The sequence below is a fragment of the Mycobacterium alsense genome, from assembly GCF_002086635.1.
In the GTDB taxonomy this organism is placed as follows: domain Bacteria; phylum Actinomycetota; class Actinomycetes; order Mycobacteriales; family Mycobacteriaceae; genus Mycobacterium; species Mycobacterium alsense.
On the sequence record NZ_MVHD01000007.1, the window covers coordinates 1 to 24,139 of the forward strand.

The 24,139-nt window shown below is 68.4% G+C and carries 18 protein-coding genes and 1 pseudogene; 10 read left to right on the top strand and 9 right to left on the bottom strand.

Annotation, left to right across the window (positions count from 1 at the left end; all coding sequences use genetic code 11):
- Window positions 1-241 (bottom strand): annotated as a pseudogene (locus BST11_RS06575) (hypothetical protein); the annotation flags it as partial.
- Between the two features lie 314 nt (window positions 242-555).
- On the opposite strand from BST11_RS06575, the gene BST11_RS06580 reads away from it, so the two are divergent.
- A complete protein-coding gene (locus tag BST11_RS06580) occupies window positions 556-1,563 on the top strand; it encodes a YihY/virulence factor BrkB family protein (protein ID WP_083137175.1) in 1,008 nt (335 codons plus the stop codon).
- Here BST11_RS06580 and BST11_RS06585 read toward each other — a convergent pair.
- The 5 genes from BST11_RS06585 to BST11_RS06605 are packed head-to-tail and all read right to left on the bottom strand — an operon-like array spanning window position 1,505 to window position 7,831.
- Window positions 1,505-1,645: a DUF3072 domain-containing protein gene (locus BST11_RS06585; protein ID WP_083137176.1), complete on the bottom strand. Its 141-nt coding sequence runs from the start codon at window positions 1,643-1,645 to the stop codon at window positions 1,505-1,507. The two genes, BST11_RS06580 and BST11_RS06585, sit on opposite strands and share 59 nt — an antisense overlap.
- 11 nt (window positions 1,646-1,656) lie before the next feature.
- Window positions 1,657-2,739 carry a PDR/VanB family oxidoreductase gene (locus BST11_RS06590; RefSeq protein WP_083137177.1) on the bottom strand — a complete coding sequence of 361 codons (1,083 nt, stop codon included), beginning with the start codon at window positions 2,737-2,739 and terminating at the stop codon, window positions 1,657-1,659.
- A 2-nt stretch (window positions 2,740-2,741) separates the two neighbouring features.
- Window positions 2,742-3,647: an alpha/beta fold hydrolase gene (locus tag BST11_RS06595; protein WP_083137178.1), complete on the bottom strand. Its 906-nt coding sequence runs from the start codon at window positions 3,645-3,647 to the stop codon at window positions 2,742-2,744.
- Between the two features lie 13 nt (window positions 3,648-3,660).
- Window positions 3,661-4,569: a metal-dependent hydrolase gene (locus BST11_RS06600; protein WP_083137179.1), complete on the bottom strand. Its 909-nt coding sequence runs from the start codon at window positions 4,567-4,569 to the stop codon at window positions 3,661-3,663.
- Window positions 4,570-4,588: 19 nt separating this feature from the next.
- Window positions 4,589-7,831: a thioester reductase domain-containing protein gene (locus tag BST11_RS06605; RefSeq protein ID WP_083137180.1), complete on the bottom strand. Its 3,243-nt coding sequence runs from the start codon at window positions 7,829-7,831 to the stop codon at window positions 4,589-4,591.
- Window positions 7,832-8,421: 590 nt separating this feature from the next.
- Between BST11_RS06605 and BST11_RS06610 the strand changes: the two genes are divergently transcribed.
- Entirely contained in the window at window positions 8,422-8,727 is a 306-nt protein-coding gene (locus BST11_RS06610; protein ID WP_067326064.1) for a hypothetical protein, read from the top strand.
- Window positions 8,728-8,736: 9 nt separating this feature from the next.
- On the opposite strand, the gene BST11_RS06615 is transcribed toward BST11_RS06610, so the two are convergent.
- Window positions 8,737-9,735 (bottom strand): diacylglycerol/lipid kinase family protein, encoded by a 999-nt coding sequence (locus BST11_RS06615; protein ID WP_083137181.1) that lies wholly within the window; start codon window positions 9,733-9,735, stop codon window positions 8,737-8,739.
- Window positions 9,736-9,874: 139 nt separating this feature from the next.
- On the opposite strand from BST11_RS06615, the gene BST11_RS06620 reads away from it, so the two are divergent.
- From BST11_RS06620 to BST11_RS06655, 8 genes are all read left to right on the top strand, one after another.
- Window positions 9,875-10,744, top strand: coding sequence for an oxidoreductase (locus tag BST11_RS06620; RefSeq protein WP_083137182.1), 870 nt, complete (start codon window positions 9,875-9,877; stop codon window positions 10,742-10,744).
- A 108-nt stretch (window positions 10,745-10,852) separates the two neighbouring features.
- Window positions 10,853-11,770 (top strand): DMT family transporter, encoded by a 918-nt coding sequence (locus BST11_RS06625; protein WP_083137183.1) that lies wholly within the window; start codon window positions 10,853-10,855, stop codon window positions 11,768-11,770.
- Window positions 11,771-12,070: 300 nt separating this feature from the next.
- Window positions 12,071-12,730 (top strand): esterase, encoded by a 660-nt coding sequence (locus BST11_RS06630; RefSeq protein ID WP_083137184.1) that lies wholly within the window; start codon window positions 12,071-12,073, stop codon window positions 12,728-12,730.
- 14 nt (window positions 12,731-12,744) lie between these two features.
- A complete protein-coding gene (locus tag BST11_RS06635; RefSeq protein ID WP_083137185.1) occupies window positions 12,745-13,998 on the top strand; it encodes a hypothetical protein in 1,254 nt (417 codons plus the stop codon).
- 121 nt (window positions 13,999-14,119) lie between these two features.
- The gene (locus BST11_RS06640) at window positions 14,120-14,620 is read left to right on the top strand and encodes an antitoxin Xre/MbcA/ParS toxin-binding domain-containing protein (RefSeq protein ID WP_083137186.1); all 501 of its coding nucleotides are present in this window, start codon (window positions 14,120-14,122) and stop codon (window positions 14,618-14,620) included.
- Complete coding sequence (locus BST11_RS06645) at window positions 14,617-15,246, top strand: RES family NAD+ phosphorylase (RefSeq protein ID WP_244897552.1); 630 nt, start codon at window positions 14,617-14,619, stop codon at window positions 15,244-15,246. The genes BST11_RS06640 and BST11_RS06645 overlap by 4 nt, the downstream gene beginning before the upstream one ends.
- A gap of 117 nt (window positions 15,247-15,363) precedes the next feature.
- Entirely contained in the window at window positions 15,364-18,552 is a 3,189-nt protein-coding gene (locus BST11_RS06650) for an AAA family ATPase (protein ID WP_083137187.1), read from the top strand.
- A 248-nt stretch (window positions 18,553-18,800) separates the two neighbouring features.
- On the top strand, window positions 18,801-20,477 hold the full coding sequence (locus BST11_RS06655; RefSeq protein ID WP_083137255.1) for a PPE family protein: 1,677 nt from the start codon (window positions 18,801-18,803) through the stop codon (window positions 20,475-20,477).
- 35 nt (window positions 20,478-20,512) lie between these two features.
- Here the strand turns inward: BST11_RS06655 and BST11_RS06660 are convergent, their stop codons facing one another.
- Window positions 20,513-21,433: an acyltransferase domain-containing protein gene (locus tag BST11_RS06660; RefSeq protein ID WP_083137188.1), complete on the bottom strand. Its 921-nt coding sequence runs from the start codon at window positions 21,431-21,433 to the stop codon at window positions 20,513-20,515.
- A 45-nt stretch (window positions 21,434-21,478) separates the two neighbouring features.
- The gene (locus tag BST11_RS06665; RefSeq protein WP_211284663.1) at window positions 21,479-24,064 is read right to left on the bottom strand and encodes a helix-turn-helix transcriptional regulator; all 2,586 of its coding nucleotides are present in this window, start codon (window positions 24,062-24,064) and stop codon (window positions 21,479-21,481) included.
- Window positions 24,065-24,139: the final 75 nt, after the last annotated feature.

Below are 24,139 nucleotides of genomic sequence, written 5' to 3' on the forward strand. Positions count from 1 at the left end.
GCCCCCCCGGTCCACCCGGCCCGTTCGCGGTCGGGAGCCAGAACACGCATTCGTTCAGCTGCACACTCCACACCCACCCCGGCGCGCACGGCTCGTCTGCCCTGCTGATCGCCGGCGCGGCGATGCTCGTCAGCGGCAAGACCACCGCCGCGACGGCCAAGACGCCGACCGCGCAGCGCGTGAGAACACGCCCCGCCGCCGGTCGCCCGTCGGTCTCTTCTGCCGCGATCGCATCGGCCATATCGACCCTCCTCCTGGATGGCTCGGCGCCACTGAATACTGATTTAATCGCTGCGCGAACTCCTCGATCGGCGTTTTCCCGATTTTCGGATGAAAGTTCCCGGGGTCGCGGTGTTCCGTCGGCGACCCTCTCGGAGACCGGGATGACGCCCGGTGACTTTCAATCCCGTTGCACAGCAGGCGGTCCGCAATGTCACCGGCAGTCGCCGCGGCGGCCGGCCGAGCGCCGAAGCCGGGTCGGATTGACGGCCCCCGAATTGGGGTATCCCCGGCCAACCCGTCGTTCGGGACCGTTGCTAGAGAAGCGAGCGCACGATGATCGGCTGGCTGGACAGGCTGCAGCGGCGCAACCGCGCGGTCGGCGTGGCGGTAGCCGTCATCTACAAGTACCTCGACGATCAGGGCGGCTATCTGTCCGCACTGATCACCTACTACGGATTTGTCTCCCTGTTCCCGCTGCTGCTCCTGCTGACCACGGGCCTCGGTGTGGTCCTGGCCGGACGGCCCGACCTGCAGGAGCAGGTGATGCACAGCACGCTGAGCCAATTCCCCGTCATCGGCGCCCAATTGCACCAGCCCGAGGGGCTCAGCGGCGGCACCGTCGCCGTGGTCGTTGGCGTCGTGGGCGCCCTCTACGGTGGTCTGGGCGTCGGCCAGGCGCTGCAGAATGCGATGGACTCGGTGTGGGCCGTCCCACGGAACAAGCGCCCCAACCCAATCCGGTCACGCCTGCGCAGCTCGCTGCTGCTGCTGGTGCTCGGCTCGGCCGCGCTCACCGCCACCATCCTGTCCGCCATCGGTCAGGCCACCGGTGCGCTGGGCGTTTTTGGCCAGATCGGGGTGGCCCTCGCGGCCGTCGCGATCAACGGGATGATCTGCCTGGCGATATTCCGCGTGACCACCGCCCGGCAGCTCTCCTACCGCCAGGTCTGGCCCGGTGCGCTTGCGGCGGCGTTCATCTGGCAGATCCTGCAGCGATTCGGCGCCGGTTATGTCCAGCACACGGTCAAGACGGCCAGCGCCACCAACAGCGTGTTCGCGCTGGTGCTGGGTCTCCTGGCCTTCCTGTACCTCGTGTCGTCGACGCTGGTGCTGTGCGCCGAGATCAACGTCGTTCTCGTCGAGCGCCTTTACCCGCGCGCCTTGCTCACCCCGTTCGTCGACGACGTGGATCTGACTTCGGCCGACCGCCGCACCTACACGAAGAAGGCAAAGGCCGAGCGCGTCAAGGCATTTCAGCGCGTCAGCGTGCGGTTCCGCGACCTCACGCGCAAAACCCCCCGGCCGGACCCCCCCACGGTGCGCCGCCGGCCCGCCGGCTAGCCCGCGCCGCGTCCGGTGTGCCGTCCTCGCGCCCGGCTTCCCGGGCCAGCGTGTGCAAATAGCTGCGTTGTGGCCCGGTCATCGGCTCGTCCGTCAGGCGTCGATCACCACGCGACCGCTCTTCGCCCGCGAGACGCACACCAGCATTTCGTCGTCGCCCTCCACGGTGCGGCCCCGGCGATCGACGTCCCCGCCGAGCACCTTGACCTTGCAGGTCCCGCAGAAACCTTGCTGGCACGAATACGGGGTCGCCGGGTCGCGGTCGAGCATGACGGCCAGCGCCGACCGGTTCGACGGCACGCTGAGCACCCGCCGCGACCGCGCGAGTTCCAGTTCGAACGGAACGCCGTTGATGACCGGCGGCGGGCTGAACCGCTCGTAATGCAATGGGGCACCGACGTATTCGTCACGCGCCGCGCGGACCGCCTCCAGCACGGCCGTCGGCGCGCACACGTAGACGGCGGTCCTTGGGCCCGCGCCGGCCAATAGCTCATCGGTGGTCGGGAATCGGCCGCGCTCGTCGTCGGCCCACACGGTAACCCGGTCGGGGTCCACGGCCAGCATCTCGTCCAGCAGCGGCATGTAGTCGCGACCCCTGCCGGCATAGATTGCGCGCCAATTGATTCCGTGCTGCTGTGCCACTTGGATCATGGGCAGAATGGGCGTCACCCCGATGCCGCCGATGACGAACAACACGTCCTGCTCGTCGGTCACGAGATAGAAGGCGTTGCGGGGACCTTCGAATTCGAGGGTGTCGCCGACGTCGAAGGTGTCGTGCATCTCCACCGAACCACCGCCGCCGTCGGCGATCCGGCGCACGGCGATGCGGTAGTCGGTGCGCCGGCCGGGCTGGCCGCACAGCGAGTACTGCCGGCGCCGACCCGAGGGCAGCCGAACGTCGATGTGCGCGCCCGGGGTCCAGGACGGCAGCAACCCGCCGTCGGGATCGGCCAGGGTCAAGGCCACCACGTCGGGCGTGAGAACCTCGCGTTTGGTCACCACCGCGGTACTGGTGCGCTGCACCGGCACCACCCGTGCCGGCGTCCATCGTGAGGCCGATGCCAGGCCGCCGAAGAATGTCCCCACGCCGAACAACGCCGTGTACAGGCGGTCACGCTTCCGCCGACCGTACAGATCGGTCGGCCGGCTCTCCCAAATACCCCGTGACACAACCATCCTCATGCTCCGCGAACGCTATGGCGGCCGCTGACCAGGTTCACCCATTCGTCGATGCGCCGGGCGATCACGCCTGGATGGGAGGCCACCACCCAGTGCCCGCCCTCGATCGGAACGATCCTACCGCCGGGCGGGATCGAGCCGGTGAACCGCTGCAGGGCGGGCGTCACGAAGTGGTCCTGCCGCGCGATGAGCACCTGCACCGGGACGTTGGTCTGCGGCAGGCGGGGCCCCGGCGACAGGATCGGCCCGGGCATGTTGGCGCGGTACAGGTTGAGCCCATTGAGGTAGTCGTTTACCGACCGCAGCGACGCGGCGCGGCGCGGGCCGTCGGCGCCCGCGCGGCCGATGCGTTCGACGGCGGCAAAGACTTTCATCGTGGCCCGGGAGCGGATCGCCAGTTCGGGCACGAGCGGACACAGGAAGAACCAGATGTATCCGGAGGCCAGGAACTGCCGAACCACGTCGGCCACCGCGCGCGGTGTGCGCGCCGACCGCAGGAACCGGCCCGCGTAATTCAGGTGCGGCCCCGAGATCGAGGTGTACGAGGCGATCTTGGGCGAAACGGACCCGTCGGTGACCGCCGCCCAGCCCTGGATCGAGCCCCAGTCGTGGCCCAGCAGGTGCACCGAATCCACACCCAGGCTGTCGATCACGGCGCCGACGTCGGCGGCGAGCTGGGTGAGCCGGTATCCGGTTCGGCCCGCTGGCCTTGACGATTCGCCGGCCCCGCGGACGTCGTAGGCGACGACGTTGAACCGGTCGGCCAACTCCTCGGCGACGCCGTCCCACACGCGGTGGTTGTCGGGGTAGCCGTGGATGGCCAAGACGGTCGGGCGCCGCCGGTCGATCTCGGTGTAGGCGTGCACGGCGAGTTTGACGCCGTCCGACGCGGTCACGGTGGTCATCGATGCCCCGACCTCAGTGCGACGCGCGGGCGGCGGGCGACCGCGCCAGGTAGTCGACCGCGCGTCCGACCCCGCCCAGCTGCGACGGATGGAAGCTCGGCTTGTAGTAGGCGCCGATGACACCCAGGAACTCGAACGGCCCGGGTACCAGGCCCCGCCGCGCCGCGCGGAAGTAGTCGCGCCAGCGCGGCTTGGTTCCCGGCGGGAGGTTCGGGTCGACGGAGTACATGAATCGCACGCCGCGGACGAACAACCACAGCAACGCCGGCGTCACCAGCAGCTGTGTGCGCACCTGCCGCCAGTAACCGGCGCGCAGATGCTTCATGGTGTCGAACGCGACCGCCTTGTGCTCGACCTCTTCGGCGCCGTGCCAGCGCAGCAGGTCCAGCATCACCGGGTCGGTGCCCATGGCGTCGTGTTGCGGGGTGTCGAGGATCCATTCGCCCAGAATCGCGGTGTAATGCTCCAGCGCCGCCACCATCGACACCCGCTCGAGCAACCAGCTCGCCCGTCGTCGCGGGCTCCAGTGGGGGCGGTCACCGATCAGCTTGTCGAACAGCCAGCGGATCTGGTTGGTGAACGGTGTCACGTCGATGCCGTTGGCCGCGAAGTGCCCAAGCACGCCCGAGTGCGCCTGGGAATGCATCGCCTCCTGGCTGATGAAGCCCTGCACGTCCAGCCGCAGCTGGTCGTCCTGGATCAGCGGCAACGACTTCTTGAACGTGTCGACGATCCACTCCTCGCCCGCGGGCAGCAGCAGGTGCAGGATGTTGCAGAAGTGCGTGGCAAACGGCTCGTTGGGCACGTAGTAGAACGGCAGCTTGGCCCAATCGAACTCCACGTCGCGCGCCTGCAGGACGATCCGCTCGTGATCCAGCGACGCGTCGTGCGGACCCGTTGCCTTGTCATCGACCGTGAACATCGTGGGCTCCCTAACACTGTTAGGCACTGCGTTGCGCCTCGGCCTCAGCCTCGGTGATCAGGCGCTCGCTCCGCAGGAACCGGACCAGGTTGTCGACGGTCTCGGTCAGCGGGGCCTCTTTCGTGTGGACCTTGGCCAGGGCGCGCGCGTGCCGGTATTGGACGTTGCCATAGCGCTTGTCGCGCATCGCGGCGATCTTGTCCGCCGAGCGGGTGAGGAAATCGACCAGCGGATAGATCGGATCGCGCGGCGTGCACCGCCGGTTCATCTGCTCGACGAACGCCGGAATGTCGTAGTAGTCGAAGCGGTACCCGTACCGCTCGGACAGGATCCGGGTGACGTCCGTCAGGTTGTAGTAGTCGTCGGCCGTCATGTTGAAGATTGTCCCAGCCCCGGCCACCGGCACATCCATCAGCGCGACGATGTGGTCGGCGATCAGGTCCGCCGGAAGCAGGCTGAGCTGGTTGAGCGCGTCGGCGGCGATGCCGTGCTCGATCATGAACGCCATGGTGCGCACCAGGATGTCGTCCTGGCTCCCGAAGCCCGCGCTGGTCGGTGAGATCAGCGATGGCCGGTAGATGCGCACGTCGAGCCCTTGCCGCTGGGCGGCCAGCGTCAGCTGCTCGGCGACCCACTTGGTCTGCGAGTAGCCGAAGTCCAGCGCGTTCATCTCGGCGTTCACGTCGGACTCCCCGACCACCGGCTTGACGCTCCACCCGTAGATGAAGGTGCTGGAAACCAGGTGGAAGGCCTTGCGGTGGGACGTCATGGCCAGGCGCAAAAGCTGTTGTGTGCCAAGCACATTGGCGGGCCGCAAGGCGTCGTACGTCCGCACGTAGTTGACCAGGGCGCCGTTGTGCACGATGGCGTCGACGCTCTCGGCGAGCCGCTGGAACGCCTCCGCACCGATGCCGAGGTCCGGCTCGGCGAGGTCGCCGCAGATGACCCGCACCCGGGAGCGGACCTTGGCCTCGAGCGACGGGGACCACAGCTGCGCCTTGCGGAGCGCGGCGACGATCCGGTCCAGGCCGTGCTCGGCGTCCGTCGCGCGGATCAGCGCATGCAGGGTGTAGGAGGTGCTCCCGAGCAGGCTGCTCACCAGGAACGGCCCCAGGAACCCGGTGACGCCGGTGACCAGCACGTCGTGCACCGCGCCCGGCCGCGCCGGCGGCAGTTCGGGCAGGGGCAGTCGCGCGTCGGCGCGCATCTGCCCGATCTCGTAGGCCTCGTACTCGGTGGAAATCTGGTCCAACGCTTCGCGCAACGCGTCGAGCGGCTGGCCCGATCCCTCGCCGAACTGGCGCATGAGCCCGAAGAACTCCGCGACCGTCAGGCGCTGCAGCAGGCGGGTGTTGACCTCGTCGGCCAGTGCGCCGGCGCCGTGCTCTTCGAGCATCGCCTGCAGGTCCGCGCGGAGCTCGGCCAGGGCGAGCGAGTCGATGCCCAGGTCGGCGAAGGAGCAGTCCTCCTGACCGGTGAGGTCGTAGCTCTCGATCAGGTTGCGGAAGCGGCCGAGGGGGCCCGCGCTGGCGTCCGGCCCGTCGTGGGTGTGGTGGGTGTAGGTCGCCAGCACGGGCAGCTTGTCGTCCAGCCAAAGCTGGCGGGTCTGGGCGCGCCGGATCTTCCCGGAGGTGGTCTTGGGGATGCTCCGCGGCGGCGCGAACACGATGGTGTGCGGGTCGATGTGGCAGTGCCGGCGAATCGCGCGCGCCAATGCCTTGCCGTCCGGCAGCGCGTTCCCGTCGCGCACCTCGGCCACCACGACCAGGGTCTCCTGCTCGTCGCGCTCGACCGAGAACGCGGCGACGCAGCCGTTGCGGATGTGACCGGCCGAGTGTTCGACGACGGACTCGATGTCCGACGGATAGCAGTTGACGCCGCGGATGATGATCAGATCCTTGGTGCGGCCGCAGACGAACAACTCGCCCTCGTACAGGAAGCCCAGGTCGCCCGTCCGCAGGTAGGTGTGCTCGTCTTCGCCGGCGATGCGGGCGCCGAACATTTCCGCGGTGACGTCCGGGCGGTGCCAGTAGCCGGCGGCCTTGGAAGGTCCGTCCACCCAGATCTCGCCGACGCGACCCTCGCCGAGCGCCTCCCGCGACTTGGGATCGACGATGCGGACGACGCTATCGGAGACGGGCTTGCCGCTGCTCACCAGCGGGGTCTGGTTGTTGTTCTCGGGCATGGCCTTTTCGACCCGCACGAAGTTCTTCTCCAGGGCCCGCTTGTTCACCGCGAGGGTCTGGCGCCCCCGCAGGGTCACCCCCAGGGTGTTCTCGGCGAGGCCGTAGGCGCCGGTGACCGCGTCGGGTCGCAGCCCGTAGGGGGCGAAGCGCTCCCGGAAGCGCGCGAAGGTCTTGGCGCGCAGCGGCTCGGCCCCGATCACCATGGACTCGAGGCTGCTCAGGTCGATGCCCTCCAGCTCCGAGGCCGGAAGCTTGTCTTCGCGCAGGCAGTACTCGAGCGCGAAGTTGGGCGCGGGCGTGCGGGTGCCGCGCACCTCGCTGATGAGCCGCAGCCACGCCGAAGGCCGCTTGAGGAAGTCCTCCGGCGACATCCCGTGCGTCGACCCGCCGATCACCACCACGAACAGGTAGGCGGAGATCAGGCCCATGTCGTGGTGCTGCGGCAGCCAGCTGACGGCGACCTCGCGGTCCGGGAAGGCCGCGGCATTGGCGATGACGTTGGCGTGGCTGACGACCACACCCTTGGGGTTGCTGGTGGACCCGGATGTGTACTGCAGGAACAGCACCCGGCCGGGGGTGTCGGCCACGCGAGGCCCGCCGAAGTCGCGGGTGCTGTCCGTGGCGACCCAGGGCAGGTCCGGCAGCCGCTCGGCGTCCGCCCACGGCAACGTGCCCTGGCGGTGGCCGAGTAACTCGCGGAAGCCGTGCTCGAGCTCCTTGGTCGATAGCACGGCCTTCGCCTGGGAGTCGCGGGCGATGAAGCTGAGCTTGGCCAGCCCCGCCTCGAACGCCATCGGCAGCGGCGGGCTGACCGGAACGGCGATCACGCCGAGGCGCGCGCAGGCGTAGAACGCCGCGACCATCTCCAGACCCGGCGGGTAGACCAGCAACGCGCGGTCGCCGGCCTTGAGCCCGGCCTCCGCGGACAGGTAGGCCGCCAGCTCGCGTGTCCGCTCGGAGAAGCTCTGGTAGGTGTAGCTCTCGAGTTCGCGGCCCTCGGCGTCGACGAACCGGAAGAGGGTCTCGTGCGGATTGCGCGCTTCCCACATCTGCAAGTAATCGATAAGCGTCTCCATGGCGGGAGCCACTCCCCCTTCCAGGTCATCGGGTGATTTCATAAACTTCGGCAACTTCGGCCAAGCGATTTCTAACACCACGGTAGCGCCACCAATAACTCATGCAAAGCCATTTTGGGAGTGCACATTAATTTCACAGCATGGACCCAGCCGTGGCGTGATCCACGGCACATCCGGTGAAATAGGAATGGACTTCAATAGATACTGGGATCAGTAGCTCAGTAGGCGGCGGCCAGCGCATAACTGCAGCTAACCAGCGCACTACGTGGATACTGATTTGCGTATCGGCAGCGTTCCGTAGGTGATGATTTTATGAATTACGGGGACGCAAATTCGGACTCGACTTTTGCAATTTCAAGAGCAATTCTGGATTGCGATAGAGCGGCGGGACACATTCGTCCTCACAATGCAGAAAGCGGCGCAATTTTCGCCCCGCAATGGCGAGAACGAGCGGCCGTGCGGCACCGGGTCGCCGCCGCCCGGGCGCCGCCGACCGCGCCGTCCGCCGACGTGGCGGGGCAACGGTCTGCGCATATACTGAGAATGATCTACTGATTTCCGTACACCGCTCCCACAGAGAGGGGTCGCCGATGAGCTCTACGGACCGCACCGCCGACGTGGGCCGTCGCGACTACGCCGCGGTCCCTCCCGCGGTCGCGTCGGCGTTGACCGAGCCCTTCGCCGTCGGACGGACGCGCCAGCCACGAACGCGGCGAACGGTCGACCTCACCCACGCCCAGCACCGCGCTCTCGACATCTGGCAGAGGGAGGCCGCCGATCGCCTCGGCGTCGCCCGCGTTACCGGACAGGACGTGCTGGCCACGCTCGTCGACCAATTGCTGAATGACCCCAAGCTGTCGGCCCAGGTCATTCGCAGCCTGCAGGCCCGGCGGTAGCCGCGCGGACTACCGCCCGCTCACCTGGGCGACGCGGATGTGCGGCCCGGCGCGGGCCACGAGCCGGGCGATGCCGAGGAAGCGCTCGCCATCGATGATTGGCGCCAGCGGCTCGTCCTCGGCCTCGATGGTCATCTCCTTGCCGTTGACGTCGCGTAGCCGATCGCCGCGCAGCGTCCCGTTGGTCAGCGCCATCGGAAAGTGCACGACGATCTTCGAGGGCCTCATCTCCCCCGCCTGGAAATGCAGCGCGCCCGGTTCGGACGCCTTGGGGAACAGCCGGAACGGGCCGCCGATGTGGAGGTCGATCGCGCCGGCGTGCAACAGCCGGTGCGTGCGCGTCGGCACCTCCTCGCCGTCGATGACCACGCGGGCCTGCGTCGGTGCGAACAGACTGGTGGCGTAGTTGGGCTTGCCCGACTGCCCGGGCACCACCTTGTTGGTGAGGTAGTCGCCCAACGAGCGCGCGATCACCCGAACGACGTCCGCGCGGCCATGCGTGTGGTTGTCGTAGTACTTCTCGTAGAACCGGTTGCCCACGCCCCCGGCGGCCAGCCCGAAGCAAAGCCGATGGAAGGGCGCGCCGTCGGCGGTTTCCCCGTCCAGCGTCAGCGTGTCCAGGACCACCTCGGGTGGGGGCCGATCGGTCTCGGCCGCCGAGATCAGCGCGCGCAGGATCGCCTCCGGCCGCCCGCGCACGCGCGCCTTGCGCGCGACGGCGTTGACGCTGCCACCGTTGGTGGGCACGAACGTCGGCCACAGGTCGGGGTCGCTGACGCAATTCTGGGTTTCGTTGATCAACCAGTTCAGCGACCCGTCGCCGCCGTCGCACACCAGGTGCGTGGCCCGCGGAGCCAGCTTCTCCAGGGCCGCGCGCAGGTCCCCGACCGAGGCGGTCTCGGCCACCTCGCCACAGGGGCCGACGATGCGGCGAAGCTCGGCGATGCGTTCGCCGGGCGCGCCACGGTTCTGCCGCGCGAGCGGGTTGACGATGACACCTAAGTACATACGGTGATCACCGACCCGAATCTGACAGCTGCGCCGGCCATTCCCGCACGATACCTGCGCCGCCTGGGTGCCGGCTCAGCGCCCGATGAGCGCCTGCGGTGTCCGATCCCCCGGTGGGGGCCGCCGTTAGGGTGGTCTCATGCCTGGTTGGACAGCCGCAGACCTGCCCTCGTTCGCCGGACGTACCGTGATCGTCACCGGCGCCAACGCCGGGCTGGGCGAGGTGACCGCGCGCGAGTTGGCCCGGGTGGGCGCCCGCGTCGTCCTGGCCGTCCGCAACACCGCCAAGGGGCACGCCGCCGCCGGGCGCATGACCGGCCACGTCGAGGTGCGCGAACTCGATCTGCAGGACCTGTCCTCGGTGCGACGCTTCGCCGACGACGTCGACAGCCTCGACGTCCTGATCAACAACGCCGGCATCATGGCGACCAAGCACGCGGTCACCGTCGACGGGTTCGAGGGCCAGATCGGCACCAATCACCTCGGCCACTTCGCGCTGACCAACCTGCTGCTGCCCAAGCTCACCGACCGCGTCGTGACGGTGTCCTCGCTGCTGCACCACATCGGCTACATCAGCCTCAAGGATTTGAACTGGGAGTCGCGCCCGTATTCGGCGTGGCTGGCCTACGGCCAGTCGAAGCTGGCCAACCTCCTGCTCACCAGCGAGCTGCAGCGGCGGCTGGACTCCGTGGGTGCTCCGCTGCGCGCGCTGGCGGCCCACCCCGGCTGGTCGCACACGAACCTGCAGGGCAACTCCGGCCGCAAGTTCGGCGACACGTTGGTGCTGGCCGTCGACCGCCTGGTGTCCACCGACGCCGACTTCGGCGCCCGCCAGACCTTGTATGCGGTGTCCCAGGACCTGCCGGGCAACACGTTCGTCGGGCCCCGCTTCGGCCTGTATGGCCGCACCCAGCCCACCTGGCGCAACTGGCCGGCCAAGCGCGCGCGCACCGCCGCCGCGCTGTGGGAGCTATCCGAGCGACTGACCGACACGAAGTTCCCGCTCTGAGCCGGCGCTATACCGGTCGACAGGCCCATCCCATCGCTCGCGACTAGATTGGTGAAAAGCTAACTGCGCGGAGATGCGGGTTAAAGGGCGGGCAAGGGAGGTCGTGCCGTGTCACGGACGGATATTGCGGCACTGCTGGCCCTGCTGGCGGCGTTGGCATCCGCGGTTGGCAACGTGATCCGCCAGCGGTCCGCGCAGGAGGTCACCGACAAGGAGGTCGGCCACCTGACCTTGTTCGGCATGTTGTTGCGCGATACCCGCTGGTGGCTGGGCGGTCTGGGCGACATCTCCAGCTACTTCCTGCTGGCGGCGGCCCTCGCCAAGGGCTCGGTGTTGCTGGTCATGTCGTTGCAGGTGACTGCGCTGCTGTTCGCGCTGCCCATCTACGCGCGGGTGACGCGCCACCCGGTGACCCGGCGGGAGTGGCTGTGGGCGGTGCTGCTGGCGGTCGCGTTGGCGGTGGTCATCGCGGTCGGGGATCCGGCGGGCGGCCAACAGCGCGCGCCGCTGGGTACGTGGATCGTCGTGGCCGCCGTGATGGGCCCGGTGCTGGTGCTGTGTCTGGTGGGCGCACGGATCTGGAGGAATCGCCCGGTGGCCGCGGTGCTGCTGGCGGTGGTCGCCGGTTCGCTGCTGGCGACGTTCGCGGTCCTGATGAAGGGCGTCGTCGACATCATCGAAACCGGACCGCGTGAGCTGTGGCGCTCGCCCGAGCTGTACGGCTTCGTGTTCTGCGCGGTGGCCGGGATGATCTATCACCAATCGGCGTATCGCGCCGGCGCGCTGACCGCCTCCCTGCCGACGATCATCGCCGCCAAGCCCCTCGTCGGCGGGATCCTCGGGATCGTCGTCCTCGGCGAGACCGTGGTGGCCGGCGGCAGCGAGTGGTTCGTTCTGGCGCTCGCGACGGTGGTGGTGTTCGTCGCGACGGTGGGCCTCGCCCGCGGGGAGGCCGCCACCATGGCGGCCGGCGCCGGGCGCGACGTGAAAGCGACCGACCCGTTGCAGCCCGCGTCGCAAGCCTGAGCGGGCGGCGGCCGCGGCAGCTGTTTGGCCGCTGAAACGGGGTCGGCAACTCCGTCGCAAGATTTGCGCAAGAATCGCGCAAGCCCTCCATTGCAGCCTTCTGCGTGACCGGCCACGTGCGCCGGTACCGGAAGGAAACGCGACATGAGGGCGATATGAGGGCGGGAAAAGCCACGACCTTGGCCGCGGTGTGGCGGGCGGCGGTCGACGGCCGCGGCGCCGTGTTCGTCAACGACGGCTCGCATTTCGGCATCCTCGAGCTGGCGGTGCGCTGAGATGAGGCGGGGCGGGCCGTTAGCCATGACGTTGGCGGCCCTGGCATCGCTCGCGTCGGCTGCCGCGCACGGCCAGTCCGCGTGCGCCGATGTCGGCGGAACCGTCGGCCCCGACCGGGCCTGCCACATCCGCAGTTCCACCGCCGCCTACGACGTCGACATCAGCTTTCCCGTCGACTACCCCGACCTGCAGGCGGTCACCGGGTTCGTGAAGCGCGGCCGCGACGAATTCACCGGCTGGGTGGCCAGATTCGGGCCGGCCGCGGCGCGCGGCCGACCGTACCAGTACATCGTCACCGGCGAGACCTACCGCTCGGGCACACCGAGCTCCGGCACCGAAAGCCTGGTCCTCACCATCGACAACGACACCGGCCTCGCCAACGAGGGCCACCCGAACACCACGTTCCAGGCGTTCGACTTCGACCTCGCCAGGCGCGCGCCCATCACCTTCGGCACCCTGTTCAGGCCCGGGACGACCCCGCTCGGGGTGCTCAACCCAACCGTGCGGCGCGCCTTGGACGCGCCGTCGGCCGAACTCACCGAGAACACCTACCGAAACTTCGCGATAACCGACGACGCGGTGATCTTCTTCTTCGGCCAGAACCAGATCGTGCAGGACAACGACGGGCCACACCAGGTCTCGGTGCCCCGCACCGACCTCGCGGCACTGCTCGCCTACACCTAGGAAAAGGAATCCATATGAACCACAAGCACATTGGAGGCGGGGCGCGCCTGCGGGCGGGCGTCGTCGCGGCGGCGGCGATCCTGGCCGCGGGCTGCTCGTCGGCCGGATCGGCCGGATCGACCCCGGCGCCCAGCCCGCCGCCAAGCCCGGCGGCGACCGTGCAACCGGCGGCGCACGGTGTCGAGGCGCCGCTCGGGACGGTTCCGTGGGCGCAGGTCGGACCCGGCTGGATGCTCGCCATGTGGAGCCCGGCCGTCGCGCACCGCCCCGGCGAGAAACCGGCCCCGGACGAAACCCCTTGGGACAAGGCCGCTCCGACGCTGTACCTCGTCGACCCGGTGGGTGGCCGCTACCCGATCGCGACCTTCCCGGCCGGCACCACGGCCGGAGTGGTCGACTGGTCGGGTGACCGCAGCCACGCGCTGTTGCAGGCGGATCGGCCCGGGTCGGTGTCGGACCACACGGTCACCTCGGTCGACCTCCGCGACGGCAAGCTGACCTCGTTCTCCGTCGTCGACGGCGACCCGATCGGTTATGCGCGCCCCGATGGCACGGCGGTGCTGATCGGCAAGGGCCACTACCCCGGGCGGCCGTCGCTCGAGCGCGTCGACCTTGCCGGCAATCGGGAGCTGACGTATCCGGTGGGCCAGGACTACCAGGGTGGCGCGCTTCCGACACGAGACGGCACTCAACTCGTCCTCGGCTCGTCAAAGGGCCTCGCCCTCATGGGCGACAACGGGACACCCGGCAAGGCCCTGCCGGTGCCCGGGGAGCTCACCGCGTGCTCACCGGTGCGATGGTGGGCCCCGACGGTCGTGCTGGCCCGTTGCACCGACGCCGTCCGGCATTCCTCGTCCGGTCAGCTGTGGCGGGTGCCCATCGACGGCTCGGCGCCGGTCGCGGTGACCGCGGTCAACTCGGCCCAGGGCGACGACCCCGGATTCAAGGGCGACTACGGCGACACCGACGCATGGCAGTTGCCGAGCGGCACGTTCCTGCAGTCCCTCGGCGCCTGCGGCAGCGTGTTCCTGTCCCGCCTGACCGCCGACGGGCACACCACCCGGGTGAAGATCGACGGCGTCTCCGACAGCGTGCGCGTCGACGGCGTGAGTGGCGACAAGCTGGTCCTCGTGGCCAAGGCCGGCTGCGGTTCCGGCACGTCGCTGCTGACCTACGACCCCGCGGCCAACACCCACACCGCGTTGCTCGGCCCCACCGTCAACGGCGGCAGCGTCGGCGGGGTCCTCGTGTACCCGGGGCGCGGGTGATACCGCGCTGCACGTTGACCAAGTAGACTCGATACATCCCAGGATAATAGGCTATGTATGTCTAGTCAGGCCATGTTTCGAACGCCTTGCTTGACCTCATTGACTTGAGTAGCCTGGAGCTATGACTGCACTGCCGGCCTTGCTCGACAAGGAACTCGCCGAACAGGGAGTCGACGACAGCGCGCTGGGCGAAGACGACCTCGAATACGCTGCCGCGGCCATCCGCAGCCTCGTGACGCGCCTCAAGACGCGCACCACCTGGGAGAGCCACATCGGCCCCCTGTTGACCCACAGCCAGGTGCTGGATCTGACGAACTGGACCAAGCAGGCACTGAGCAACGCCGTGCGGGACCACCGCGTCCTTCGTCTCGACAGCGACGGCAGCCACGCCTACCTGCTCGCGGGGTTCGACGATCAGTCACCGGCGCGTCCGCTGCCCGCCCTGAAGCGGGTGCTCAAGGCGTTGGCCCCGACCGATCCCCGCGGCTGGACCGCGGCATCGTGGCTGATGTCGCCGCAGCCGGAACTCGGCGGCAGGACGCCACGGGACGCGCTGATCGCGGGGATGGGCGACCGGGTCGCGACGCTCGCCGAGCAGGCGGCGGCGCGGCTGGCCCCGTGAGCCCGGCGTCCCGGGCCGTCGGTCACCTCGCCAAACCCCCGCCACCCGCTCAGCTGAAGGCGGCGTTTCCCTCCCGCGACTACCCGCCGGGGACTGCGGTGTTCCGGTCACACGGCCACGGCAAGGAACCTCGTTGGTTCAGTTGCTCCGGTGCGGGGCGATTCGACCTCGCGACTCCCGACGGCACCTGCTACCTCGCCGAATCGGAAGCCGTCACGCTGTTGGAGGCCTGGGGAGGCCTCCAGGTCGTGCCCGATTACAAGGCGGCAGAACGGGACTCGTCGCGCCTGCGCCTGGACAAGGGCGCGACGGTGGCCGACCTCACCTCGAATCTGGCGATTCAGTACGGCGTCACCTCGGAGATCTTCAGCACCACCGACTACGGACTGACCCAGCTGTGGGCGTCGGCTCTTCGGCAGGCAGGCTTCGGTGGGATTCGGTACTGGGCAAGGCACGACCTCGCGCATACCGCGGGGTGCCTCGCGTTGTTCGGCCCGGCCGACCCCAAGAAACCTCTCGCCGGGTTCGAGGTCGACAACACCGACCACCTCCCGACCCGGGCCGACCTGCTCGACGAGCTCGAACGAGAAACGGGGATTACCGTCCTGCCCGTCCCGCCGATCTAGCCGGGCCGCGAGCAGCGTCTGAAATATGAATGCCGATCATTTTGCGCGTCAACGTGCTGGTGAACGCCCTATCCTTGGGCGATCGGGGTGGTCGGAGCCCCAGAACGGTGGTACTCGATGACCGCGGGCGCGGCGTGCGGCTCATGTGGCACCGGCCTGCGCCAGAACGCCAAGTTCTGTGACGAGTGCGGTACGCCCGTCGCGGCGCCTGCCGACACCGCCAACTACAAACAGGTGACGGTGTTGTTCGCCGACGTGGTGCGATCGATGGAGATCGCGGCCGCTCTCGACATGGAGCGGTTGCGCGAAATCATGACCGGGCTGGTGGGGCGGTTGGCCGCGGTGGCGCAGCGCTACGGCGGAACCGTGGAATACAACGGTGACGGCGTGATGGCGCTGTTCGGTGCCCCGGTTTCCTTGGAGGACCACGCTTTTCGAGCCTGCATGGCCGCGCTGACCATCCAGGAGGAGGCGGGCCGGCTGGCGGCCGAGGTGCAGCGCCGCGATGGTGTGGCGCTCGAGTTGCGGGTCGGCCTCAACTCGGGCCGGGTGATCTCCGGGGAGATCGGTGCGGGGCCGCTGGGGTACATCGCGACCGGCGAGGCCCTCGGGTTCGCGCAACGGATGGAATCGGCCGCGCCCCCCGGCGGGGTGACGCTGTCGGAGTCGACGGCGCGGCTGGTCGAGCACGCCGTGGTGCTCTCGGAACCGGAGTGGGTGCGTGTCAAGGGCGTCGATGAACCGGTTCGCGCGCGACGGCTGCTGGCGATCGGCCCGCAAGATGGCGCCGTCGGAAGGACCGAGGCAAGCCTGGTCGGCCGGCGTTGGGAGATCGCGGCCCTGGACGCGATGGTGGAGCGCGCGGTCGGCGGGCGCGGCGGTGTCGTGACGGTGGAAGGACCGCCCGGCATCGGCAAGAGCCGGGTCGCCCGCGAGGTTGCGGCGCTGGCTTCCGGTCGCGGTGTCGAGGTGCATTGGGCGTTCTGCGAATCACACGCCCGTGACATTTCCTTCGGCGTGGTGGCGCGGTTGTTGCGGTCGGCCATGGGCGTGGGCGACCTCGACGGCGGCGCCGCTCGCGCGGCCGTGCGGCGGCGGGTGCCATCCGCCGACCCGCAGGATCTCCTGCTGCTTGACGACCTGCTCGGCATCGCCGATCCCGACGTGCCGCTCCACCGCATCGACCCCGACGCACGGCGACGACGGTTGACCGCACTCATCAACGCCGCGTCGGTGGCGCGCACCGAACCGGCGCTTTACATCGTCGAGGATGCGCATTGGATCGATACGGTCAGCGAGTCGATGCTCGCCGATTTCCTCGCCGTCATTCCGAACACCCCGTCGATGGTCCTGATCACGTCCCGCCCCGAGTATGAGGGGGTCCTCACGCGGGTGCCCGGAGCGCAGGCGATAGCCCTTGCCCCACTGGGTGATTCCGACATCGCGTCACTGCTGGGTGAACTGATGGGCAACGATCACTCGGTGGGCGAGCTAACGGCGATCATCGGCGACCGGTCCGCCGGCAACCCGTTTTTCGCCGAGGAGATGGTGCGCGAGTTGGTGCAGCGCGGGGTGCTGGCCGGCGAGCGCGGCGGCTACACGTGCGACGCTAACGCCACCGAAGTCGCGGTCCCGGCCACGGTGCAGGCCGCCATCGCGGCGCGCATCGACCGGCTGAAACCCGCCGCCCGCCAGACGTTGAATGCGGCATCCGCGATCGGGGCACGGTTCGGTGCGGAGCTGCTGGTTGCGCTGGGCATCGATCCGCTGGTTGACGAGTTGCTGCGCGCGGAGCTCATCGATCAGGTCCGGTTCACCCCCAGCGCCGAATACGCCTTCCACCACCCGCTGATCCGAGCGGTGGCCTACGAATCGCAGCTGAAATCCGATCGCGCCGAATGGCACCGGCGCCTGGCCGGCGCCATTCAGGAGCGCGCGCCGGAATCGGTGGAAGAGAATGCGGCGTTGATTGCCGAACATCTTCAGGCCGCCGGCGAGATGCGCGCCGCCTTTGGCTGGCACATGCGCGCGGCCGCCTCGTCGGCCAATCGCGATGTCGGGGCCGCCCGCGTCAGTTGGGAGCGGGCATCTGGAATCGCCGATGCGCTGCCCGACGACGATCCCGATCGGCGGTCGATGCAAATCGCTCCGCGCACCATGTTGTGCGCCACCGATTTTCACGCCCGAGCCGTCCACGAGACCCGTGGCCGCTTCGCCGAGTTGCGCGAGTTGTGCGCCGCGGCCGGCGACAAGCTCTCGCTGGCGGTCGGCATGACGGGATTGGCCACCGAGCTGTTGTTCGCGGGGCGCGCGAATGAGGGAGCGCGGCTGGTATCCGAGCAGATGGCGCTGCTCGAGTCGATCGGGCAACCGGCCCTGACGATGGGGCTGGCGTTCGTGCCGCTGATCACCTGGTTCGATAGCGGCGAGTTCGACGAGATCCTGCGGTGGTCGCAGACCGTGATCGACCTGGCCGGCGGCGATCCCGTGAAGGGCGCCGGTTTCGGTATCGGATCACCGCTGGCGATCGCGCTGGCATTGCGCGGCGTCGCGCGGCAGTGGCTGGGCCGTCCGGGGTGGCGGCAGGACGTCGAGGACGCCCTCGCGATGGTCCAACACAGCGACCCGGCCACCGTCGCTCTCGCCCTCGCGTGGACCTACGGTGTGGCAATCGTTTACGGCGTCATTCGGGCCGATGACCCCGCGCTGCGCGCGAGCGAGGAGGCGGTACGGACCGCCCAGCGGACCAGCAACGATCTCGCCGTGGGCATGGCCGAGTACTCGTTGGGCGTCATGCTGTTGCACGAAGACTCCGCGGCCCAGCGTCAGCGCGGTCTGGACCTGATGTTGGAGGGCCGCGAGAGCCTGCGCGAGCGCATTCCCTCGCTCGTCGCGGTATCCGAGCTGTTGGTGGCCGCCGAACGGGCCCGGCGCGGGGAACACGATCACGCCATTGCGCTGATGCGCCCGGCCGTCGACGAGCTCCACGAGGCGGGACGGCTCGGGTATGCCGTGTACGGCATCCGGGTTCTGGTGGAGACGCTGCTGGAGCGCGGCGGCGAAGATGACCTGGCCGACGCTCAAGCGGCGATCGACCGGTTGGCAAACCTACGGTCCGACCAAATTCCGGTGATGGTCGACATCACGCTGCTGCGGCTGCGCGCGCTGCTAGCCCGGTCCCGCGGCGACGATGATGCCTACCGGGACCTGACGGGTCGCTATCGCACCATGGCGCAATCGCTCGGCTTCGAAGGGCACATCGAATGGGCCGAGGCGATGATCGACCGTCCCGAAACCCGCCGCTGACCGGCATTCCGGCACACATTTACGTATTCGACTACTGAAGCGGGGCCCCTCGCTGCGGGCGACGCTGAGATGTGCGCTGCTGCTCACATCGGTACCAGGGAACAACATATCGTCACTAATCGCGGCGCCGGAGATAACGGCAGCGGCGGCAACGGATTTGGCGCCGCTTCCAGAGTTGGCCTGCCGTAGCCCTCGACCGCGACTACCCGGCTACAAGGAATAGGAGGTCGGCCGTGGTCAGTTTTCCGATGCTGCCACCGGAGATCAATTCCACGCTGATGTTCGGCGGCGCGGGAGTTGCGCCGATGTTGGAGGCCGCGGCGGCTTGGGAGGGTTTGGCCGACGAGCTACGGGTTGCGGCGAACTCGTTTGCTTCGACGATCTCGGGGCTAACCGAGCAGGCCTGGCAGGGGCCGTCCTCGGCGGCGATGGCGGCGACCGCGGTCCCATACGCGGCATGGCTCAGCGCCGAGTCGGCGCGCGCCATGGGAGCGGCGGCGCAGGCCCAAGCGGTGGCCGGCGCATTCGAGGCCGCGCAGTCGGTCACCGTGCAACCGGTCTTCGTTGAGCTCAATCGCAACTCCATGATGCAGATGGTCCGGTCGAATTGGCTCGGGCTGCTGACGCCGGCGATCTTCCAGCTTGAAAGCGAATACGAGCAAATGTGGGCCCAAGACGTAGCGGCCATGGTGGGCTACCACGCCGAGGCGTCGGCCGCTGCCGCGCAGCTGCAGCCCGCGGCGAGCCTGCAGCAGACACTCGCGAACCTCGGTATCGGCAACAGGGGTAATGCGAACGTGGGCAACGGCAACACGGGCGACGGCAATGTCGGCGACGGAAATATCGGCAACCAGAACATCGGCGGCGGCAACATCGGCAGCGCCAACGTGGGCACCGGCAACAATGGCATAGGCAACATCGGGGCTGGAAACGGTGAGAGGTTTTCTCCGAGCAATGCAAATATCGGCTTCGGCAATGTCGGTAAGCCCGGCACCAGTTCAGACCCCGGTCACAACGTAGGCATGGGTAACGTCGGCAACAACAATTTCGGCTTCGGCAACTTAGGGGACGGAAACAGGGGCGGCGGAAACGCTGGAAACGGAAATATCGGCGCAGGGAACACGGGCAACAACAACTTTGGCTTCGGGAATACGGGCAACGGCAACATCGGGATCGGACTCAGCGGCACGAATCAGGTCGGGATCAACCTGACCGGGCTGTTGAACTCGGGTAGCGGCAACATTGGCCTGTTCAATTCGGGCACCAACAACATCGGCTTCTTCAACTCGGGTAACGGCAACGTCGGCATCTTTAACACGAACACCAACCTGGTACATCCGGGTGATTTCAACAATTTTGGCATCGCGAACGCGGGCATCGGCAACTTTGGCCTGGGCAACGGGGGCAACCTAAACTCGGGTATCGGCAACGGGGGAACCCTCAACACCGGTTTCGGGAACTCGGGCTACTACAACACGGGCGATGGGAACGCGGGTAGCGTCAACACGGGGTTCGGGAACGCGGGCTCGTACAATACCGGCAATGAAAACTCGGGCGACTCCAACACCGGTCTGTGGAATTCGGGACGCGTGAATACGGGCTTTGGCTCCGCAACCGACACCGGCCTGACAAACTCCGGTTTCAACAATTCGGGCAGAGGTAACTCCGGCTTCGAGAACACAAGCGAGTTCTCCTCGGGCTTCTTCAACACGGCCATCGGGGGCGTCGAACGCTTCGGGATCTCGGGCTTCTCCAATTTCGCCACCGGCGGCTCGATTTCCAACGGCTTTACTTCGGGCTTTTTCAACACCGGCGGCGCCGGCCCGTTCTCGGGCGAACCCGCCGGCCTCAGAGGTGGATTCAACTCCGGCTTGCTCAACATCGGCACGGCCATCGCGGGCTTCCTCAGCATCGCGAACCTGTGACCGGGTAACCCACTGGTGCTCGCCGGCTGACGAAATCACTCTGCCGCGTCGTCGGCGCAGCCCTGCAGTGATCCGCGAATATCCTCGACCAGCATTGGATGCGGACTGCACTCGACAAACGTGCGATACCCACGTGCGTATGCCCATCGGACGGCTTCTTCGAACAGGACGGGTTGGCGCAGGTTGGCGAACCAGTAGTCACCGTCCAAAATCGACGCGTCCACCGCGGCGCCCGTGACGGAGGAAATGAATGGAATTCTGCCGGGTCGCGGCCGCAGCCCGGATAGCGACTCGCGCAACATCTCCCGCAACTCGTCCACATCGGCGGAATGCGAAGCGTGGTCGACCGGAAGCCGCGTGGCCGGCACGTCCTCTCGCTCGCAGACGGTCATCAGCTCGTCGATTGCGGCCGCGGTCCCCGTGACGACCGTCGAACGCGGGCCGTTCCGCGCGGCAACGGCAATCGATCGGCGCCATGGCTCGATGAGCTCGAAAACCCATCCGCTGGGCCGTTGGATCGAGACCATGGCGCCGGATCCCGCGATTGCGCCGACTGCCCTGCCGCACAAGAGGACTACCTTCACCGCGTCCGGCAACGACAGGGCACCACCGACATAGGCGGCCGCAACCTCACCCCGCGAATGGCCCAGCACCGCATCGGCGTGGATTCCCCGCGCGCGCCAGTGCGCGGCAAGCGCAACCGTCACCGCGAACGATACCGGTGGCCCCAGGTCGGCCCGATCCGATGTCAAAGCACCGGCGCCGCCCCGTATCGCCTCGATCAGCGAGCCGCCGACAAACTCGCCGAAAGCCGCGTCGCAGAGCCGCATTTGCCTGGTAAATGCCCCGGCGGAGTCCAGCAACTCGAGGGCAGCGCTCATCAACTGCGGGCTTTGGCCGGGAAATACGAACACCGTTCCGCCGGTGCCGGTGGCATTTTCGTGTCCGAGGCCCATCCGATGAGCATGCTGATGTCGTCGTCACGCCGAATCAGTATGTGATTACTGAAATCCTTGGCCGGCGCCACGCCGGGGCACCAGAGCGGCGAGTTCGTCGCGGGTCGTGGTTCCGGTCTTTGCCATCGCCCGGTAGATGTGGCTTTCGACGGTGCGCACGGAAAGGGTCAGTCGCTCGGCGACCGCGCGGTTGGACAACCCCTCGCCGATCAGCACCACGATCTCTCGTTCGCGGTCGGTGAACGGCACGGGTTCATGCGCCTCGCGAAGCGCCGGAGTCCATGCGCCACACTGTTCGGCCAGCGCTTCGGCTCGTGACGCGCATCCCAACGCCGACCCCCGACGCCCCTGCGCCCGGTACGCCAGCGCGGCATGTGCGGCGGCATCGACGGCGGCGACGAGGTCGCCCATCCGCTCGAATTCTTGCGACACCGCGGCCAATTCAGCGGTGTCGGCGTCCCTCAACGCGGTCGAGAACCGGGCCGCGACGCCGACGCGCGGTCCCTCCGCGATGGCCTCAAGGTCGCGCAACCGGTGCGAGACCGACCGGTCACCGAACTGGGCGGCGGTCTGTAGGCAGAGCACCTCCGCCGCGAACTGTCCTTTGGCCGAGGCCCTTTCGGCCGCCGACAACACTGCGGTGATCGCTTCGCTGACGGCACCCTGGCCCGCGGCCACCCACGCCCGGGCGAGGGTTCGTTCGTAGTCCAGCGACCTAAACGGGCGTTGCTGCCGGTCGAGGGCGGCAAGCGTCGCGGCCGCCTCCGCGGTGGAACCGCGCATCGCCAGCGCGGTCGCACGCGCGACCTGATAGCGGTAACCCCAGCCCAAAGCGTGTGCGGCCGAGAGGCCGACCGCCGCTTGTTCCAGCAATCCATCAGCGGCATGGAGGCGTCCGGCGCCGAGAGCGGCCCGACCCGCCACGGCGGAACCGAGCAATTGAGCCGCCCCCGGAAGGTCCGCGGCCTGCCGGCGGACCCGCTCGGCGATCCCAAGCGCGTCGGCCGTCCGGCCGGCCAGCAGCAGCGCGCTGACGTGTGAATCGGCGATGTTGAATCTCATGTGCGGAGCGTCGAAAGAACGCGCCGCGGTGGCGTATCCCGCCTCCGCGAGCGCCACGGCTTCGGTGGCGCTTCCCGCGTCCGCGGCAATGGTGGCGAGCACCCACGCGATCTCAGCGCCAACGACGGCGGGCAGGTCGGCCAAGGTGAGGCCCTTCGAGGCCCGCATCGCGGCTTCCGGGTCGTCGGTGGCGAACCAGTACACCGTGAGAAACGCATCGATATAGCTGCGGGCTTGTGGTGATGCGACCCGCGCCGCATCGTCGATGATTTCCTTGGCGCGCGCGGGGTCACCGAGTGCCCACAACATGTTGCTGGCCCGCAGGAATCCGAGTCGGGCGCGGTCGCCGTCAGTCAACTGCGCAGTACCGGTGCCGGCCAGTACCGCCTCGGCTTCCCCGCCCCGGCCCAGCCACGAAAGCGCATGCGCACGGACGAAATTCGGTTCCGGCCCGGCACCCACGCGGGCCGCCGCCGCGGCGAGTCGATCCGCAAGAGGAAGGTCCGCCAGCCAGACGGCCCCCTGGGCCGCCCTGACGAGTAGGTCGCCGTCGGGCGTCACATCGGAGTCCAGGCTCAGTGCGGCCCGGCGCACCACGACGGGGATCTCCTCGCTGTCATTGCCCGCGGCGAGCTCTGCCACGACCAGTCCGCGCAACCGTCGCAGCCGGGTCGGTGCCGCGCGGCTGCGGCGCACCTCGCCGTAGAGCGGATGCGCCAGCCGCACCTGCACCCCGCCATCGGCCGGCTCGAGGGTGATCAGGGCACGCGTGTCGGCATCCTCGATCGCGGCTGGATCAGCGATGCGCCGCAGGTGGGCCAGTTCGATGGGCTCCCCGACAGCAACCACGTCGACCACATCGTTGACCGGCGCGGGCAACGCTCCGATGCGGGATTCGATCAGCTCAACCAGCCCGGGCGGCATGACGGGATCACCCAGCCACCGCCAGTACCCGTCACGCCGAACGATTCGACCGTCGGCAACCTCTTGCTCGACGATGTTTCGCAGATACAGCAGGTTGCCATGGGTGAGCTTCCAAAGCCGCTGAGCGGCAAGCGGATCCACCGGCCCATCCAGGGCGGCTGACAACAGGGTGGTGGTTGCGTCGAACGACAGCGGCTGCAGGTCGAGCCGGTCGAACTGGCCGGCCGCCCATGTCTCTCGCACCACGGCGGGGAGCGGATCGCCATCGCGAACGGTCAGGATCACTTTCGCCGCACCGCGCTGCACGATTTGATGCAGGACGAATAGCGACAGATCATCGAGCAGGTGGACGTCGTCGACGCCCAGTACCGCAACGGCGCCCGAAGGGGCGGCGGTCAGCGACTCCACGACCCCGCGCAGCAACTGCGGGGTGTCGGTGACGCCGGGATGCGCCCACGCCGTCAGGGCGCCCAGCGGAATCGCGCGCGCCGCCGATGTGCCGACCGCCCACCGGCCCTCACAGCCCCGGGAAACGGCCGTCGACAATGCCTCACGAGCGATCCGGCTCTTGCCCACGCCCGCCGCGCCGCAGATCACGATCCCGGACACATCCGAAGCCGCGATCGCGGCGTCGATCGCCCGCATTTCCTCCGAGCGGCCGACTAGCGGCCATGACAAGCGCACGCCAGAAGCGTACGTGCGAACACCGGGGCTACGGTG